The sequence below is a fragment of the Gordonia sp. NPDC003504 genome (genome assembly GCF_053587995.1).
Window position 1 is genome coordinate 1 of record NZ_JBSFPC010000017.1, and the last position, 17,099, is coordinate 17,099.

The following is a 17,099-nucleotide window of genomic DNA, read 5'->3' on the forward strand; positions in this document are numbered from 1 at the left end:
CCCGGTCGTGGCGGGGCCACCCTGGAGGAGATCGCATTCTCCGCGGGTGTCGAGATCGATTCCACCCGGGTGGCCCTGGTGATGATGGAACTCGGAGGACTGGTCAGCACCGACGGCAGTACGTGGCGACTGGCGTGAGGCCGCGCCAACGGGTGTGGGTGTTCGGTGCGTGCACTCTCTGAGAAGCCAACCGCCGCCCAGTTAGGTGAACCTAACTCGGCGTACGCTGGTTCGGGAGAAGGAGGTCTGCATGGCCAAGCGAGTGAATACGATGACCGTCCTGCGACGTGAGCAGGTGACCCCACACATGGTGCGGCTGGTCTTCGGTGGGGAAGGGTTCGACGACTTCGTGCCGGCCCTCGGCAAGGACGGTCTGCCCGAGACCGACATGTACATCAAGCTGATCTTCATGCCGGAGGGCGTGGAGTTCCCGGAGGACTTCGACCCGCGGGCATCGCGGTCGTTGCCCCCCGAGCAGCAGCCGACGTTGCGCACCTACACGATTCGCAAGGTCGACGCCGAACGCCGGGAACTGCTCGTGGACTTCGTGGTGCACGGCGACGAGGGGCTCGCCGGACCGTGGGCGGCCTGGGTCGAGCCGGGAACCACCGTGCGGTTCCTCGGGCCGGGCAGCGGCTATCACCCGAACCCGGCCGCACCCTGGCATCTGCTCGCCTGCGACGAGGCGGGATTGCCCGCTGTGGCCGCAGCGCTGGAAGCCCTGCCGGCAGACGCGACCGCGCAGGTGTTCATCGAGGTCGCCGGTCCCGAGGACGAGATCGATCTCGTCGCCCCCGCCGGGGCGCAGATCACCTGGGTGCATCGGGGTGGCGGCGCCGGTGAGGTCGGCGACGATCGTGCCGGGGACAACGCTCCGCTGATCGCCGCGGTTCGCGGCGCACAGTGGCTCGACGGTGAGCCGCAGGTCTTCATCCACGGCGAGGCGCAGGCGGTGATGCACAATCTGCGTGCCTACATCCGCAAGGAACGTGGTGTGGGTGCGAAGAATGCGTCCATTTCCGGATACTGGCGCCGCGGCCGCACCGAGGAGGGCTTCCGCGAATGGAAGGCCGACCTGCGCGCCACCGAAGAGGGGGAGCAGAAGGTCGGCGTCGGGCAGCGCCTCCGCAATCTGGTGCGCTGCACCGGGCGCGAGGGGGATCGGGCGGTCGTACCGATCCGGCAACGGCGTCGCGTGTGCGGTTGCGTGAGTGCGGCGCGGTGGGTGTGCTGGGGTGATGACCGAGTCGGTGGTGTCGGAGTTCGCGCGGTATCTGCGTTTCGAGCGTGGACTCAGCGAGCACACGATCCGTGCGTACACCGGTGATCTGCGCGGCCTGATCAGCTTTGCAGGCGTGCGCGGCGTGCCCGTCGGCGACATCGATCTGGCCCTGTTACGCGCCTGGCTGGCCGACCACACCCGTCGGGGAGCCGCGCGGACAACGGTCGCCCGACAGGTGTCCTCGGCAAAGACGTTCTGCGCGTGGGCCGTTCGCGAAGGGATTCTCGGCGCGGATCCGGCCACCCGGCTGCAGGCACCGAAGGCGCATCGGAGGTTGCCTGCCGTGCTCACCGCCGAACAGGCGGCGACGGTCGCCGCCGGCACCGCTGCCCCGGGTGCCGAGAATGCCGTGGACGACGCCGACCCCGACGATCCGATCGTGCTGCGTGACCGCGCGATCACCGAACTGCTCTACGCCAGCGGAATCCGGGTGGGTGAGTTGTGCGGTCTCGACCTCGCCGACGTCGACGACGCGCGAGCGGTGCTGCGGGTCATCGGCAAGGGGGACAAGCAGCGCAGCGTGCCCTACGGTGCGCCCGCGGCGCACGCGTTGCAGCGGTGGCTAACCGTCGGACGGCCCGCGCTGGCCACCGCCGCCTCCGGATCGGCCCTGCTGCTCGGCGCCCGGGGCGGCCGACTCAACCAGCGGGTCGCGCGGGCGGTCGTCTCCTCGGCGGTCGCCGCGGCCGGCGGCCCGCACATGGGACCCCACGGTCTGCGCCACAGCGCCGCGACGCATCTCCTCGAAGGCGGTGCGGACCTGCGAGTCGTCCAGGAACTTCTGGGACATTCGTCGCTGGCGACGACCCAGGTCTACACCCACGTCAGCGTCGAACGCCTGCGTGCCGCGCACCGGCAGGCACATCCGCGGGCCTAGCTCAACAAGCCCGGTCGCCGAACAAACCCTGGTCGCGCAGCAAAACCCTGGTCGCGCAGCAAAATCCTGGTCGCCCAACAAACGTGGTCTCACCCGCCGAGTGGCTTGAGCCGCACCCGGACCGCACCCAACAACGCCAGGGGATCGAGATACTGGGCCGCGTGACCGGCTCCGCGGCGCGCGCCCCAGTGCAGACAGGCGGCCGCGTCGCAGCCCGGATGACCGGCCTCGACGTTGCCGATCGGCTCGCCGCGTTGCACCAGGGTGCCGCGTCGCACGCTCGCGTGGACCGGTTCGTAGGTGGTGATCACCCCGTCATCGTGCTCGATCGACACCGACGGTTTGCCCGCCACGATCCCGGCGAACCGGATGACACCGTCGCCGGCCGCCAGGATCACCGCACCCGTCGATGCCGCCAGGTCGACCCCACGGTGACCGGCTTGCCACCGCTGCGGGGGATTGTCGAAGCCGCGGACCACCGTCGGCCGCGGCGACAGCGGCGCCGAGTAACCGCGCGGGGACACCGGGATCGGGGACACCGGGGTCGGGGCGGCACCGACGACGCCGGGCATCAGCAGCATCATCGACGCGACGACCAGCAGCTCGACGAGCACCGCCGTCAGATGCCGGATCACGACCACCGCTCGTGATGGCCGTGGCGGCGTCACGGCATCGTCGTCGTCGGCGCCGAGATGCGCTGCGTCGTTGTATGTCGCAGAATCTGCAGAACGGGTCACAACAGATCAGACGCACGCCGGGGGCATTCGGCTCCATCGCCGGCCGAGAAATTTCGGGGAGATTTCGGGCTTTTTGGAGACCGGCATGCGCGCGCGTAGACTTGCCAGAGCACCTCGCTTCGGCGGGGTGACTTCGCGCGTCTGCACCCGTTCGCCGCACTGCGGCCCCGAACACCTCCGCGCGGCGGTCCCGGCCTCCCGGGTCCGCGTGGACGCAGACGCCAGGGTCGACGCCACCCGGTGTCGACGTCAACTGCGCACAAAGGAATGAACACACTCATGGCTGTCGTAACCATGAAGCAGCTGCTGGACAGCGGCGCACACTTCGGGCATCAGACCCGCCGTTGGAACCCGAAGATGAAGCGATTCATCTTCACCGACCGTAACGGCATCTACATCATCGACCTGCAGCAGACGCTGACCTACATCGACAAGGCGTACGAGTTCGTCAAGGAGACCGTCGCCCACGGCGGCACCATCCTGTTCGTCGGCACCAAGAAGCAGGCCCAGGAATCCATCGCCGCCGAGGCCACCCGCGTCGGCATGCCGTACGTCAACCAGCGTTGGCTCGGTGGCATGCTCACCAACTTCCAGACCGTGCACAAGCGTCTGCAGCGTCTCAAGGAACTCGAGACCATGGAGCAGACCGGTGGCTTCGAGGGTCGCACCAAGAAGGAAATCCTGATGCTGACCCGCGAGAAGAACAAGCTCGAGCGGACACTCGGTGGTATCCGCGATATGGCCAAGGTGCCGTCCGCCATTTGGGTGGTGGACACCAACAAGGAGCACATTGCTGTCGGTGAGGCACGCAAGCTCAACATCCCGGTCATCGCGATCCTCGACACCAACTGCGACCCCGACCTCGTCGACTACCCGATCCCGGGCAACGACGACGCCATCCGCAGCGCCGCCCTGCTCACCCGCGTGGTCGCCTCGGCCGTCGCCGAAGGCGTCCAGGCCCGCGCCGGCCAGTCCTCCGACGACTCCAAGCCGGAGGCCGGTGGCGGCGAGCCGCTCGCCGAGTGGGAGCAGGAACTGCTGACCCAGGCGGCTGCACCCGCCGAGGGTGGCGCCACCCCGGCGTCCTGACCTGATCGGGTCCACGTCGTCGACCTGCGCGCCCGGTATCCCGGGCGCGCAGGTCACCAGACACATCGACACTCTTTTCCTAAAGGAGGCTCGCCAACGATGGCGAACTACACCGCAGCGGACGTGAAGCGTCTCCGCGAGCTCACCGGCTCCGGAATGATGGACTGCAAGAAGGCCCTCGAGAACAACGACGGTGACTTCGACAAGGCCGTCGAGGAACTGCGCATCAAGGGCGCCAAGGACGTCGGCAAGCGTGCCGAGCGGTCCACCGCCGAGGGCCTCGTCGCCGCTCGTGACGGCGTCATGGTCGAGATCAACGCCGAGACCGACTTCGTCGCCAAGAACGCCGAGTTCCAGGCGCTTGCCGACCAGGTCGTCGAGGCCGCGATCGCCGCCAAGACCAGCGATGTCGACGAACTCAAGGCCGCCAAGCTCGGCGACGGGACCGTCGCCGACGCCGTCCAGGCACTCTCGGCCAAGATCGGCGAAAAGCTCGAACTGCGTCGCGTCGCCTACTACGACGGCCCGGTCGCGATCTACCTGCACAAGCGTGCCTCGGATCTTCCGCCGGCCGTTGGTGTGCTGGTGTCCTACACCGGTGAGGGCGACGCTGCGGCCGAGGCCGCGCGTGCCGCCGCCATGCAGGTAGCCGCGCTCAAGGCGCGCTACGCCACCCGCGATGAGGTCCCCGCCGACATCATCGAGAACGAGCGTCGCATCGCCGAGGAGACCGCGAAGGCCGAGGGCAAGCCGGAGAAGGCGCTGCCCAAGATCGTCGAAGGTCGCGTCAACGGCTTCTACAAGGATGTCGTGCTGCTCGACCAGCCGTCGGTGCAGGACTCCAAGAAGACCGTCAAGGCACTCCTCGACGAGGCCGGTGTGACCGTCAACGGTTTTGCCCGCTTCGAGGTCGGCCAGGCCTGATCGGCCCTGATCGCACGACGACCCCGTGTCCGCACTTCTCGTGGACACGGGGTCGTCGCGTCAGAGCGGCAATCGGGCACGCCCTAAGATGATTCGAGAAGGTCGTGTGCACCGCCCGCGCGGATCGCATGCGGCCCACCACCGTCGGCTGTCAGTGAGGAAGTAGATGATGCAATCCCCTGATCCCCAGCAGTCCGAGCGTTCCGGTTTCCACCGGGTGCTCCTCAAGCTCGGCGGTGAGATGTTCGGCGGGGGAGAGGTCGGACTGGATCCCGATGTGGTGGCCACCGTCGCCGATCAGATCGCCGAAGTGGTGGAATCCGGGGCGCAGGTGGCCGTCGTCATCGGCGGCGGCAACTTCTTCCGCGGCGCCGAACTGCAGCAGCGCGGCCTGGACCGGGCCCGCTCGGACTACATGGGCATGCTCGGGACCGTCATGAATTGCCTTGCGCTGCAGGACTTCCTGGAGAAGCGCGGGGTCACCACGCGAGTCCAGACGGCCATCACGATGGGTCAGGTCGCCGAGCCGTACCTGCCGTTGCGGGCACAGCGTCACCTCGAGAAGGGCCGGGTCGTCATCTTCGGCGCCGGTATGGGCATGCCGTACTTCTCCACCGACACCACCGCCGCGCAGCGCGCCCTCGAGATCAAGGCCGAGGTGGTGCTGATGGCCAAGGCCGTCGACGGTGTCTACAGCGCCGACCCGAAGGTCGATCCCGACGCGACCCTGTTCCGCGAGATCAGTCACCGCGAGGTCCTCGACCGCGAACTCAAGGTCGCCGACGCGACCGCGTTCAGCCTCTGCATGGACAACAAGATGCCGATCCTGGTGTTCAATCTGCTGGAGCGGGGCAACATCGCCCGGGCGGTGGCCGGTGAACCGATCGGGACACTCGTGAGCACCTGAGCCCCACACACCTTCGCGACCACCCACCACACACCAGAACCAGGGAACTCAACACATGATCGACGACACCTTGCTCGATGCCGAAGAGAAGATGGAGAAGGCCGTTGCCGTCGCCAAGGACGACATGGGCTCCATCCGGACCGGCCGAGCCAATCCGGCGATGTTCAACAAGGTCACCATCGAGTACTACGGCGCCATCACCCCGATCACGCAGGTGGCCGGCATCACCACCCCCGAGGCCCGACTGGTGGTCATCAAGCCCTACGAGGCGTCGACCCTCCGCGACATCGAGACCGCGATCCGCAACTCCGATCTCGGGGTCAACCCGACCAACGACGGTTCGCTGATCCGGGTGTCGATCCCGCAGCTCACCGAGGATCGGCGCAAGGACCTCGTCAAGCAGGCCAAGGGCAAGGGTGAGGACGCGAAGGTCGCCATCCGCAACGTCCGGCGCAAGGCCGTCGACGAGCTCAAGCGCATCCAGAAGGACGGCGAGGCCGGCGAGGACGAGGTCGTGCGGGCCGAGAAGGAAATCGACAAGACCACCGCCGACTACGTTCATCAGGTCGACGAGCTGGTCAAGCACAAGGAGTCCGAACTCCTCGAGGTGTGAGGATCGCGAACCCCTGGTGAGTCGGGACCCGGGGACCCGACGACCTCGAACCCAACACCTCAACCTCGCGACGCACCTCGACTCAACGGAGATGACAGGCGGACACCACAGCAATGCCACACGAATCGTCGGCGCAGCCGTCGGGGACGGACGGATCTTCGGAGGGTCGGGAGGCCGGATCACCTGCGGATCCGTCGGCATCGGCCCCGAAGAAGTCACGCGCCGGTCGGGATCTGCCGGCGGCCATCGGGGTCGGTGTGACCCTGGGTGTCTCCATCATCCTCATCCTGCTGTTCGCACCCATGGTCTGGTACGGCGTCGTCTCGGTGGCCTTCGCGATCGCCACCTGGGAGGTCACCAAACGGCTCCGCGGCGGCGGCTATGACGTCGCGTTCTGGCCGCTGCTGATCGGTGGGCAGGCCATCGTGTGGTCGAGCTGGCCGTGGGGAACGACCGGCATCCTGGTGGCATTCGTCGCGACCGTGCTCGTGCTGATGGTGTGGAAACTGTTGTCGCAGGGCATCACTCACGCGCCGGAAAACTATCTGCGCAACCTCGCCGTGTCGATCCTGGTGCTGGCGTGGCTCCCACTGTTGGCCTCGTTCGGCGTCGTGATGGTCACCCAGGATCACGGGGCCGCCCGCGTCGCCACCCTGATGGTCGTGGTGGTGTGCTCCGACGTGGGCGGCTACGCCGCGGGAGTGCTCTTCGGCAAACATCCGATGGCGCCGGCGATCAGTCCGAAGAAGTCGTGGGAGGGCCTCGTCGGCTCGTTCGTGGTGGGGACCGCGGGCGCGGTCGGATGCGTGATGCTGTTGCTCGACAACGCCTGGTGGGTGGGCGTCATCCTGGGGCCGGTCCTGGTGATCTGCGCAACCCTCGGTGACCTCGTCGAATCGCAGATCAAACGCGATCTCGCGATCAAGGACATGGGAACCCTGCTCCCCGGCCACGGCGGCATCATGGATCGCCTCGACTCGCTGTTGCCGTCGGCGTTCATCGTGTGGGCGGTGCTCACCGCCCTGCTGTAGACGACCCTGCTGTGGATGACGCCGTCTCGACGGTTACTTCTCGGCCTTTACTTCTTGGCCTTCTTCAGTGCCCGGGTGAGCTGAATCATCCGGAGTCCGCCGACCAGCGCGACGATCAACGCACCGGCGATGGCGGCGATCAGCAGACTCACGCCCATCGGTAGCGTGACATGCCACGCGAGGAACGTGATCTGCTGCTTTTCGAGATTCTGCAGGATGAATACCAACAGCAGGACGGTGATGACGGCCCCGATCACCAGGCCGATGAAGGTGGCGCGGGTCCGCGTGTGCTCGACCTTCTTCACTTGTCTGCGCAGCGCGTCGCGCTCGTCGATCAGTGCGTGGCTGTCCACATCGGGGGTGGCGGGGTCGGTGGTTCCGGCAGAGCTATCCGGCGCCGCCGGACCTTGCGGATCGGGACTCGTCATGCACCCATCATGACATGCGACAATGGCGGTATGACGTCATTGCCACTCGTGTTCGACGCGCCCAAGCGTGGGCGTCCGCCGACACACTTCGCCGATCTCGACCCGGCGGACCGTGTGGCGGCCCTCGGCGAGATCGGGCTCCCGCGATTCCGCGCCGATCAGCTCGCCCGCCAGTACTACGGCCGCCTCAACGGCGCCGTCGACGAGATGACCGACCTGCCCGCCGCCGCTCGTGAGAAGGTCGGTGCGGCACTGTTCCCGCAGCTCCTCACCCCGGTCCGGCACATCTCCTGCGACTACGACAGCACCCGCAAGACCCTGTGGCGGCTGCACGACGGCACCCTGCTGGAGAGCGTGCTGATGCGCTATCCCGACCGCAACACGTTGTGCATCTCCAGTCAGGCCGGCTGCGGTATGGCCTGCCCGTTCTGCGCGACCGGGCAGGGTGGCCTCGACCGCAACCTGTCCACCGGCGAGATCGTCGACCAGGTGCGCGCCGCCGCCCGGGCGCTGCGCGACGGCGAGTTCGGCGAACCGGGCCGACTGTCCAACGTCGTGTTCATGGGAATGGGTGAGCCCCTCGCGAACTACAAACGCGTGGTCAGCGCGGTCCGCCAGATCACCTCGCCGGCGCCCGCCGGGCTGGGGATCTCGGCGCGATCGGTGACGGTGTCGACGGTCGGTCTGGCGCCGGCCATCCGGCGCCTGGCCGACGAGAAACTCTCGGTCACGCTCGCCGTGTCCCTGCACACCCCCGACGACGAACTGCGCGACACCCTGGTCCCGGTGAACAACCGTTGGTCGGTGGCCGAGGTCCTCGACGCCGCGCGGTACTACGCCGACTCGAGCGGTCGTCGCGTGTCGATCGAGTACGCCCTCATCCGGGATGTCAACGACCAGCCGTGGCGCGCCGACATGCTGGGGAAGAAGCTGCACAAGGCGCTCGGTTCGCTGGTCCACGTCAATCTCATCCCGCTGAACCCGACCCCGGGCTCGGAGTGGGACGCCAGTCCCAAACCGGTGGAACGGGAGTTCGTGCGACGGGTCCGCGAGCAGGGTGTCTCCTGCACGGTGCGCGACACCCGCGGGCAGGAGATCGCGGCAGCCTGCGGTCAGCTCGCCGCCGAGGAGAAATAGAACCTCCGGGCCCGGGCGACACGACCGGATAAACGATCAGAGCCCGGCCGGTGATCACCGGCCGGGCTCTGTGACGTCTGGAGGAGGGGACTAGCTCCACTTCTTCTTGGCGAACATCGCACGCAGCAGGAAGACCGCCAGCACCGCTGCGGCGACGGCCAGCCAGATGTCCTCGACGTGCCCCACGTGATTGCCGAAGAACATGAGCAGAAGCAGGATCACGCTCAGCCATCCGGCGATGTAGAAGGTCTTGGTCGCGGTGCCGTGCCACCCGAACCGCGCCGACGGCGCATCGGCGGGTTCGTGCACCCAACCGGTGTCGATGTCGTCGCTGTGCTCCACATCGGTGCTTGCCACGCCTGGCTCCTTCACTGCGGGCGCCGAAGCCCTCCGGCGGGATCTTCGACGGTCGGTAGTAGTTCTGCTCTGGGAAAGCATAGCGGCCCGACCCACGCGGTGTTGCACTCCCCACGCCGACGGGTGCCGACGTCGGATCGGTGTAAGAATCTGGCCATGCATCCACCGTCTCGCTCACTCGCCGACCATCGCTCCGAGGACTACCCACGCGACATGGTGGGATACGGTCCGACGCCGCCGGACCCGCAGTGGCCGGGTGGCGCGAAGATCGCGGTGCAGTTCGTCCTCAACTACGAGGAGGGCAGCGAGAACAATGTCCTCGAGAACGATCGCGGCAGCGAGACATTCCTCTCGGAAATGATTGGTGCCCAATCCTTTCCGAACCGGCACATGAGTATGGAATCGCTCTACGAATACGGGTCGCGGGCCGGGGTGTGGCGCATCCTGCGGACCTTCGAGAGTCGTGGTCTTCCGTTGACGATCTTCGCGGTCGCCCAGGCGATGGCCCGCAACCCGGAGGCGGCCGCGGCCTTCGTCGAACGCGGCGACGAGATCGCCTGCCACGGCTACCGGTGGCTGAGTTATCAGATGGTCGACGAACACGTCGAACGCGAGCACATGCGCACCGCGATCGACGTCCTGACCGAGATCACCGGGGCGCGGCCGCTCGGCTGGTATACCGGTCGCGATTCGCCCAACACCCGGTCCCTCGTGGTCGAACAGGGTGGTTTCGTCTACGACTCCGACAGTTACGCCGACGATCTGCCCTACTGGGTGAAGGTTCCGCGCACCGACGGGTCGGTCACCGGGGCGGTCGATCACCTGGTGGTGCCCTACACCCTCGACACCAACGACATGCGGTTCGCCTCGCCCGGCGGATTTCCGTCGGGGGAGCAGTTCTTCGCCCATCTCCGCGACGCGTTCGACGTGCTCTACCGCGAAGGCGTCGAGGGGTCACCCAAGATGCTCTCGGTGGGTCTGCATTGTCGGCTCGTCGGGCGGCCCGCCCGGCTGGCGAGCCTGGAGCGCTTCCTCGATCACGTCCAATCCCACGACGATGTCTGGATCACCCGCCGCATCGACATCGCCGAACACTGGCGCACGGTGCATCCGGCGCCGGGCGGCGTCCGCGGCTGACCTCGAGCCCGCATCGTCGGCAAGGGTGGCAGTGACCCGTCGCGGCCGTCGGCCACAATGAACGTGTGACGACGCGCGTGCTCATCCTCGGTTCCACCGGATCGATCGGGGTCCAGGCCCTCGACGTGATCACCGAACATCCCGACCGGTTCTCGGTGGTCGGGCTCGGCGCCGGGGGTGGCAATCGTGACATCCTCGCACGTCAGGCGCGGGAGCACGGCGTACCCGCGGCGGCGGTCGCGGTCGCCGATCCGGCGGCGGCCCAGGCGCTGAGCGCCGAACTCGGTGACGGCGTCCTCGGCGGCGCGGATGCGATGTGCCGGCTCATCGAGACAGTCGAGGCCGATGTCGTCCTCAATGCCGTCGTCGGATCGATCGGACTGCGGCCGAGCCTCGCCGCACTCGAATCGGGTGCGCGACTCGCGTTGGCCAACAAGGAATCGCTGGTCGCCGGTGGTGCGCTGGTGCTGCGGGCCGCCGCACCCGGCCAGATCGTGCCGGTCGATTCGGAGCATTCCGCGATCGCCCAGTGCCTGCGGGCGGGGACCGCGGACGAGGTGGATCGGTTGGTGCTCACCGCCTCCGGTGGGCCGTTCCGCGGGTGGAGCGCCGCGCAACTCGAGGATGTCACCCCCGAGCAAGCCGGTCGGCATCCGACGTGGTCAATGGGGCCGATGATCACCCTCAACTCGGCGACGCTGGTCAACAAGGCCCTCGAGGTGATCGAGGCGCACCTGCTGTTCGACGTGCCCTACGACCGCATCGACGTCACCGTCCACCCCCAGTCGATCGTGCATTCCATGGTGACCTTCGTCGACGGTGCGACCATCGCCAAGGCGTCCCCGCCGTCGATGAAACTGCCCATCGCGCTGGCTCTGGGCTGGCCGGACCGGGTGCCCGGATCGTCGCAGGCCTGTGACTTCTCCACGGCCTCGGCGTGGACCTTCGAACCCGTCGACAACGAGGTGTTCCCGGCGATCGAGCTGGCCCGGCGTGCCGGTAGGGCCGGTGGCAGCCTGACTGCGGTGTACAACGCCGCCAACGAGGCCGCGGCGGCCGGCTTCTTCGCCGGTGAGATCGCCTTTCCCCGCATCGTCGAGGTGATCGGTCGTGTGCTCGACGGCGCCGATCAGTGGCGTGCGACCCCGGGTACTGTGGACGAGGTCCTCGCCGCAGACACCTGGGCGCGGGTCCGTGCGGCGGAGCTGGTCGCGGCACCGCGCCGGGCTTGAGGCCCGGCACAGGGATCAGTAATCAACAGGAGAGTCGAGAAGTGGTTTTTGCGATCGGGGTGGTGCTGTTCGCCCTCGCGTTGCTCGCGTCGATCGCGTGGCATGAGTGCGGTCACATGTGGGCCGCACAGAGGACCGGGATGAAGGTCCGACGCTACTTCGTCGGCTTCGGCCCCACCTTGTGGTCAACGCGCCGCGGCGAGACCGAGTACGGCGTGAAGGCCCTGCCGTTCGGCGGGTTCTGCGACATCGCCGGCATGACCCCGCATGAGGAACTGACCGCCGACGAGCGTGAGCGCGCGATGTACCGGCAGAAGCCGTGGAAACGGCTCGTCGTGCTGTTCGCCGGTCCCGCGCAGAACTTCATCCTCGGATTCGTCCTGATCGTGATCGCCGGCCTGGTCTGGGGTCTGCCCGATCTGTCGCCGCCGGCCACCGGCACCACCGTCGCCAAGATCTCCTGCGTCACCCCGACCATCACGGTCGATGCCGGCAACTCCGCCACCGAAGCGCCCTGCGCGGGCAGCGGGCCGGCCGGTGCGGCTGGACTGCGCACCGGTGACCAGATCGTCGCCGTCAACGGCACTCCGGTGGACACCGCATCGGACCTGACCCCGAAGATCCAGCAGAGCGTCGGTCCGGTCGAACTCACAGTGCGTCGCGACGGCAGCGACTTCACCGCCGTGATGACCCCGCAGCCGGTGACGATCAACACCACCGACAAGGCCGGTGCCACGACGAGCCGATCCATCAACCGGGTCGGGATCACCTTCGAGCAGCCCCCGCTGTGGAAGCACTACAACGTGCTGACGATCCTGCCCGGATCCGCGGTGTTCACCGCCGAACTGGCACATCAGACCTGGAATGCGCTGCTGTCGATGCCGACGAAGGTGCACAATCTGTGGATCGCGGTCACCGGTGGTGAACGCGACCCGGACACCCCGGTCAGCGTGTACGGCGCCACCGTGCTGGGCGGTCAGGCCGCCGAACGGGGCCTGTGGGACACCTTCCTGTTGCTGCTGATCAGCATCAACTTCTTCCTCGGACTGTTCAACCTCGTCCCGCTATTACCCTTGGATGGTGGACACATGGCCATCGTCGGGTACGAGAAGGGACGTGACACGGTGCGTCGGTGGTTCGGCCGGGCCCCGGGCGGTCCGGTCGACTACTACAAGCTGCTGCCCCTGACCTACGCGGTGGTGGTCGTGATGGCCGGATTCATGGTGCTGACGCTGACCGCCGACATCATCAATCCGATCACCATCCCCAACTGATGGTTGCCCTCCCAGCCCAGCGAGCCCGCCTCGCACCCCTCGACACGCCCGCAGGAGAACGCGATGTCCGCCCCTGACCCGAACTCGTCCGGCCCGATCGCGATCGGCCTCGGCATGCCCGAGGCGCCGCCGCCGGTGCTGGCCCCCCGACGCACGACCCGCCAGATCCAGGTCGGCTCGGTCGGCGTCGGCAGCGATCACCCCATTTCGGTGCAGTCGATGACCACCACCAAGACCCATGACATCAACGCGACACTGCAGCAGATCGCCGAACTGACCGCGTCGGGTTGTGACATCGTCCGCGTGGCGTGTCCGCGTCAGGAGGACGCCGACGCCCTGCCGATCATCGCCAAGAAGTCCAAGATCCCGGTGATCGCCGACATCCACTTCCAGCCGAAGTACATCTTCGCCGCCATCGACGCCGGGTGTGCGGCGGTGCGCGTGAACCCGGGCAACATCAAGGAATTCGACGGCCGGGTCAAGGAGGTCGCCAAGGCCGCCGGGGATGCCGGCATCCCGATCCGCATCGGCGTCAACGCCGGATCGCTGGACAAACGCATCATGCAGAAGTACGGCAAGGCCACCCCGGAGGCGCTGGTGGAGTCGGCGCTGTGGGAAGCGGGCCTGTTCGAGGAGCACGGCTTCGGCGACATCAAGATCTCGGTGAAGCACAACGACCCGGTCATCATGGTCGAGGCCTACCGCCAACTCGCGGCCCAATGCGACTACCCGCTGCACCTCGGCGTCACCGAGGCCGGTCCCGCATTCCAGGGCACCATCAAGTCCGCGGTCGCGTTCGGGGCGCTGCTGAGCCAGGGCATCGGCGACACCATCCGGGTGTCGCTGTCGGCGCCGCCCGCCGAGGAGATCAAGGTCGGCGATCAGATCCTGCAGTCGCTCAACCTGCGTCCCCGTAAGCTGGAGATCGTCTCCTGCCCGTCGTGCGGGCGCGCCCAGGTCGACGTCTACAAGCTCGCCGACGCGGTGACCGCCGGACTCGAGGGTATGGAGGTACCCCTGCGGGTGGCGGTGATGGGCTGCGTCGTCAACGGTCCGGGCGAGGCACGCGAAGCCGACCTGGGCGTGGCGTCGGGCAACGGCAAGGGTCAGATCTTCGTCAAGGGGGAGGTCATCAAGACCGTCCCCGAGGCCGACATCGTCGAGACACTGATCGAAGAAGCGCTGCGAATTGCCGAGGAATCAGGGGACACTGGTGAGGGCGCGCCGGTCGGGCCGCCGGTCGTGACCGTCTCGTAGGGTCGCGCAGGGCTACGGGAGCGAAGGAGCAGCGGTGCTGAAGCTGCTGGGCGACAAGCCGCTCGGAGCGCGGGACGCACCCGCGGTCAGTCGTGTCCTCAACGCCGACCCGGTCGCCAACTGCATGGTCGCCGCGCGCTTCGAGTCCCACGGCATCGAACCCCGGATGCTCGGTGGGGAGATGTGGTCGGCCGGTCATCCCGAATCGTCGCTGTGTTTCTCCGGTGCCAACCTCATCCCGATCCGGGGATCGCTGGCCGACATGGCGTACTTCGCCGACCGTGTGACTTCGGGGGCCCGCGTCTGCTCCTCGATCGTCGGGGACACCGATCTGGCGTTGACCCTGTGGGAGAACATCACGCCGGTCTGGGGGCAGGCCCGTGAGGTCCGTCCCACCCAGCCGCTGATGGCGCTCTACGGCCCGCCCGCCGTCGAACCCGACCCCGCGGTTCGGCTGGTCACCCCCGACGACCTCGAGGCCTACCTGCCGGCGGCCGTCGACATGTTCATCGGTGAGGTCGGCGTGGATCCGCGTGCCGGCGACGGTGGCCGGTCCTATCGCCGTCGTCTCGCGTCGCTGATCGCGGCGCGCCGGGTGTTCGCGCGCTTCGACGACGGTGAGGTCGTGTTCAAGGCCGAGATCGGGTCGATGTCACGGGCGGTCGGCCAGATCCAGGGTGTCTGGGTGGACCCGCAGATGCGTGGGCGTGGGTACGGCGCCGCCGGTACCGCCGCCGTGGCCGCCGCGGTCGCCGCCTACGGGCGCATTCCCAGCCTCTACGTCAACAGCTTCAACCTGCCGGCCCAGGCCGTCTACCACCGCGTCGGGTTCACCCAGGTGGGCACGTTCGCCACGGTGCTCATCGACTGATCGGCCGCGGTGCCCGTTCGGCACGTCGGTGGGCCGAGAAGATCGCAGAGTCACAGCCTTTGGCGCCGCGTGGCTCCCGGATTCCGGGTGCCGCCGACCCTAGGATCGGCAGCGATGGAATTCCCGACGCGCAGAGCGGCCTTGATCCTGGCCATGCTGATCAGCGCTGTGCTCGTCGTCGGCGCGGCGACGGCCTGCAGTTCGGCCGACGACGGACCGCGTGGTGCCGTCGACGACTTCCTGTCCGCCTACAGCCGCGGCGACATCGCCGGCGCCGCCGCACAGACCGACAATCCGCAGTCGGCGGCGGCCGCGTTGCGTTCGGCGTGGGATGGGCTGGCCGCCGAGTCGGTGACCGGGCGGACCGGCCGGGCCGACGTCACGCAGGACACCGCCGACATCGACGTCGCCTACACGTGGCGGTTGGCCGATGCGAGGGAGTGGCGCTACGACGCGACCATCAAGGCGGTCCGGTCGGATTCACGCGGCTGGCAGGTGCGGTGGACCTCCACCGACATCCACCCGAACCTCGGTGCGGATCAACGGCTCGTCCTGCGCACCACCGCCGCGCCGCGGGCCACCGTGAACGAGGCCGACGGTTCGGAAGTGATGGTCAACGGCACCGTCGTCGGCATCAACTTCGACGCGAAAGCCGCAGCGGCCCAAGGGTCCGTCGGTGATTCGGTGACCCGCCTCGTCGACGTGCTGGCACCCATCGACCCGACCCTCAACGCGCAGAAGATCGCGGAGGAATCGACCGCCGACGACGGGCAGTACCCGATCACCCGCCTGTCCACCGCCGACTTCGACCGGTTGCGCGACCAGTTGGCGATCCCCGGCGTGGTCCACAACGAGCAGGCCGAACTGGTCCCCACCAACCCCGCCTTCGCGCCCGCACTCCTGACCGGGGTGCGCAGCGTCGTCGACGGCGAACTCGCCGGGCGGTCCGGCTGGCAGATCGTCACCGTCAATCCGAACGGCCTGGACGCCGACACCCTCACCGACCACGCGGCCGAGCCGTCGCCTGCGGTGTCGCTGAGTCTGTCCCGTCAGGTGCAGGACGCGGCGCAACGAGCGGTCAACGCCACCAACGCCTTCCAGATCGCCATGGTCGTCATCCAGCCGTCGTCCGGCCGTATCCTGGCGGTCGCGCAGAACCCGGCCGCCGATGCCCACGGACCGATCGCGACCACCGGCCTGTACCCACCGGGCTCCACCTTCAAGATGGTGACCTCGGCGGCGGCGTTCAATGCCGGAATGGTGCACCCGGATTCGACGGTGGGGTGCCCCGGCGAGGTGACCATCGGGCCGCGCACCATCCCCAACTACGACCGGTTCGCGTTGGGGCCGGTCAGTCTGCTGCGCGCCTTCGCGCAATCGTGTAACACCACCTTCGCCAAACTCGCGAGCGAGATGGGGCCGTCGGATCTGCCGCATGCGGCCGCGGCGATGGGTATCGGACGCAACTACGACATCCCCGGCCTGGCCACGGCCACCGGGTCGGTACCGATCGAGAGCGATCTGGTGGCGCGGACCGAGGACGGCTTCGGGCAGGGTCGGGACCTGGTCAGCCCGTTCGGCATGGCGCTCGTCGCGGCGACCGTCGCCAACAACGGCACACTGCCTGTCCCGCAATTGATCCTGGGCCGCACCACACAGGTGAGCGGGCCGTCGGCGGAACTCAACCCCGACGTCGTGGGCCAATTGCGGCCGATGATGCGCGAGGTCGTGGTCTCCGGCACCGGCACCGCCATCGCGGGGCAGGGTGAGGTGTACGGCAAGACCGGTGAGGCGGAGTTCGATGGTGGGTCGCACGCCTGGTTCGCCGGTTACCGCGGAGATCTCGCATTCGCGACTCTCGTTGTGCGCGGCGGTGATTCGAACAACGCCGTGGGCGTCACCCGTGACTTCTTCTCGTTCCTGCCGGCCGGTTTCGGAGTCTGATC

The 17,099-nt window shown here is 67.9% G+C and carries 16 protein-coding genes and 1 pseudogene; 14 read left to right on the top strand and 3 right to left on the bottom strand.

What is annotated here, in order from left to right:
* Positions 1-250: 250 nt before the first annotated feature.
* Both ACWDPV_RS21965 and ACWDPV_RS21970 read left to right on the top strand, forming a co-directional pair.
* Positions 251-1,096, top strand: a pseudogene (locus ACWDPV_RS21965) (siderophore-interacting protein); the annotation flags it as partial.
* A gap of 142 nt (positions 1,097-1,238) precedes the next feature.
* Entirely contained in the window at positions 1,239-2,159 is a 921-nt protein-coding gene (locus ACWDPV_RS21970) for a tyrosine recombinase XerC (protein ID WP_449744672.1), read from the top strand.
* Between the two features lie 89 nt (positions 2,160-2,248).
* On the opposite strand, the gene ACWDPV_RS21975 is transcribed toward ACWDPV_RS21970, so the two are convergent.
* Positions 2,249-2,731, bottom strand: coding sequence for a M23 family metallopeptidase (locus tag ACWDPV_RS21975; RefSeq protein ID WP_449744720.1), 483 nt, complete (start codon positions 2,729-2,731; stop codon positions 2,249-2,251).
* Between the two features lie 444 nt (positions 2,732-3,175).
* Between ACWDPV_RS21975 and rpsB the strand changes: the two genes are divergently transcribed.
* The 5 genes from rpsB to ACWDPV_RS22000 all read left to right on the top strand — a co-directional run bounded on the left by rpsB (position 3,176) and on the right by ACWDPV_RS22000 (position 7,460).
* A complete protein-coding gene (rpsB, locus tag ACWDPV_RS21980) occupies positions 3,176-3,985 on the top strand; it encodes a 30S ribosomal protein S2 (protein WP_348803415.1) in 810 nt (269 codons plus the stop codon).
* Positions 3,986-4,084: 99 nt separating this feature from the next.
* A complete protein-coding gene (gene tsf, locus ACWDPV_RS21985; RefSeq protein WP_449744673.1) occupies positions 4,085-4,909 on the top strand; it encodes a translation elongation factor Ts in 825 nt (274 codons plus the stop codon).
* Between the two features lie 166 nt (positions 4,910-5,075).
* Positions 5,076-5,816, top strand: coding sequence for a UMP kinase (gene pyrH / locus ACWDPV_RS21990; protein WP_348803418.1), 741 nt, complete (start codon positions 5,076-5,078; stop codon positions 5,814-5,816).
* Between the two features lie 55 nt (positions 5,817-5,871).
* On the top strand, positions 5,872-6,429 hold the full coding sequence (gene frr / locus ACWDPV_RS21995; protein WP_348803420.1) for a ribosome recycling factor: 558 nt from the start codon (positions 5,872-5,874) through the stop codon (positions 6,427-6,429).
* 113 nt (positions 6,430-6,542) lie between these two features.
* Positions 6,543-7,460 carry a phosphatidate cytidylyltransferase gene (locus ACWDPV_RS22000; RefSeq protein WP_348803421.1) on the top strand — a complete coding sequence of 306 codons (918 nt, stop codon included), beginning with the start codon at positions 6,543-6,545 and terminating at the stop codon, positions 7,458-7,460.
* Between the two features lie 47 nt (positions 7,461-7,507).
* Here the strand turns inward: ACWDPV_RS22000 and ACWDPV_RS22005 are convergent, their stop codons facing one another.
* The gene (locus tag ACWDPV_RS22005) at positions 7,508-7,888 is read right to left on the bottom strand and encodes a LapA family protein (protein ID WP_449744674.1); all 381 of its coding nucleotides are present in this window, start codon (positions 7,886-7,888) and stop codon (positions 7,508-7,510) included.
* A gap of 30 nt (positions 7,889-7,918) precedes the next feature.
* Here ACWDPV_RS22005 and rlmN point away from each other — a divergent pair, with 30 nt between their 5' ends.
* Entirely contained in the window at positions 7,919-9,025 is a 1,107-nt protein-coding gene (rlmN, locus tag ACWDPV_RS22010) for a 23S rRNA (adenine(2503)-C(2))-methyltransferase RlmN (RefSeq protein WP_449744675.1), read from the top strand.
* Positions 9,026-9,115: 90 nt separating this feature from the next.
* Here rlmN and ACWDPV_RS22015 read toward each other — a convergent pair whose 3' ends face one another.
* Positions 9,116-9,382: a DUF2631 domain-containing protein gene (locus ACWDPV_RS22015; RefSeq protein ID WP_449744676.1), complete on the bottom strand. Its 267-nt coding sequence runs from the start codon at positions 9,380-9,382 to the stop codon at positions 9,116-9,118.
* 156 nt (positions 9,383-9,538) lie between these two features.
* Here ACWDPV_RS22015 and puuE point away from each other — a divergent pair, with 156 nt between their 5' ends.
* The 6 genes from puuE (at position 9,539) to ACWDPV_RS22045 (ending at position 17,097) form a co-directional block, all read left to right on the top strand.
* Positions 9,539-10,519: an allantoinase PuuE gene (gene puuE, locus ACWDPV_RS22020; protein ID WP_449744677.1), complete on the top strand. Its 981-nt coding sequence runs from the start codon at positions 9,539-9,541 to the stop codon at positions 10,517-10,519.
* 65 nt (positions 10,520-10,584) lie between these two features.
* Positions 10,585-11,751 (top strand): 1-deoxy-D-xylulose-5-phosphate reductoisomerase, encoded by a 1,167-nt coding sequence (gene dxr, locus ACWDPV_RS22025; RefSeq protein ID WP_449744678.1) that lies wholly within the window; start codon positions 10,585-10,587, stop codon positions 11,749-11,751.
* A gap of 41 nt (positions 11,752-11,792) precedes the next feature.
* Positions 11,793-13,025 carry a M50 family metallopeptidase gene (locus ACWDPV_RS22030; RefSeq protein WP_449744679.1) on the top strand — a complete coding sequence of 411 codons (1,233 nt, stop codon included), beginning with the start codon at positions 11,793-11,795 and terminating at the stop codon, positions 13,023-13,025.
* A 63-nt stretch (positions 13,026-13,088) separates the two neighbouring features.
* A complete protein-coding gene (gene ispG, locus ACWDPV_RS22035) occupies positions 13,089-14,282 on the top strand; it encodes a flavodoxin-dependent (E)-4-hydroxy-3-methylbut-2-enyl-diphosphate synthase (protein WP_449744680.1) in 1,194 nt (397 codons plus the stop codon).
* 34 nt (positions 14,283-14,316) lie between these two features.
* Positions 14,317-15,153 (top strand): GNAT family N-acetyltransferase, encoded by an 837-nt coding sequence (locus tag ACWDPV_RS22040; protein ID WP_449744681.1) that lies wholly within the window; start codon positions 14,317-14,319, stop codon positions 15,151-15,153.
* 114 nt (positions 15,154-15,267) lie between these two features.
* Positions 15,268-17,097: a penicillin-binding transpeptidase domain-containing protein gene (locus tag ACWDPV_RS22045; RefSeq protein WP_449744682.1), complete on the top strand. Its 1,830-nt coding sequence runs from the start codon at positions 15,268-15,270 to the stop codon at positions 17,095-17,097.
* Positions 17,098-17,099: the final 2 nt, after the last annotated feature.

What these genes read in the sequence shown, in the direction of transcription:
- ACWDPV_RS21970 (WP_449744672.1), top strand. Translation starts at nt 1,239, where the DNA reads ATGACCGAGTCGGTGGTGTCGGAGTTCGCGCGGTATCTGCGTTTCGAG.
- ACWDPV_RS21975 (WP_449744720.1), bottom strand. Translation starts at nt 2,731, where the DNA reads ATGCCCGGCGTCGTCGGTGCCGCCCCGACCCCGGTGTCCCCGATCCCG.
- rpsB (WP_348803415.1), top strand. Translation starts at nt 3,176, where the DNA reads ATGGCTGTCGTAACCATGAAGCAGCTGCTGGACAGCGGCGCACACTTC.
- tsf (WP_449744673.1), top strand. Translation starts at nt 4,085, where the DNA reads ATGGCGAACTACACCGCAGCGGACGTGAAGCGTCTCCGCGAGCTCACC.
- pyrH (WP_348803418.1), top strand. Translation starts at nt 5,076, where the DNA reads ATGATGCAATCCCCTGATCCCCAGCAGTCCGAGCGTTCCGGTTTCCAC.
- frr (WP_348803420.1), top strand. Translation starts at nt 5,872, where the DNA reads ATGATCGACGACACCTTGCTCGATGCCGAAGAGAAGATGGAGAAGGCC.
- ACWDPV_RS22000 (WP_348803421.1), top strand. Translation starts at nt 6,543, where the DNA reads ATGCCACACGAATCGTCGGCGCAGCCGTCGGGGACGGACGGATCTTCG.
- ACWDPV_RS22005 (WP_449744674.1), bottom strand. Translation starts at nt 7,888, where the DNA reads ATGACGAGTCCCGATCCGCAAGGTCCGGCGGCGCCGGATAGCTCTGCC.
- rlmN (WP_449744675.1), top strand. Translation starts at nt 7,919, where the DNA reads ATGACGTCATTGCCACTCGTGTTCGACGCGCCCAAGCGTGGGCGTCCG.
- puuE (WP_449744677.1), top strand. Translation starts at nt 9,539, where the DNA reads ATGCATCCACCGTCTCGCTCACTCGCCGACCATCGCTCCGAGGACTAC.
- ispG (WP_449744680.1), top strand. Translation starts at nt 13,089, where the DNA reads ATGTCCGCCCCTGACCCGAACTCGTCCGGCCCGATCGCGATCGGCCTC.
- ACWDPV_RS22045 (WP_449744682.1), top strand. Translation starts at nt 15,268, where the DNA reads ATGGAATTCCCGACGCGCAGAGCGGCCTTGATCCTGGCCATGCTGATC.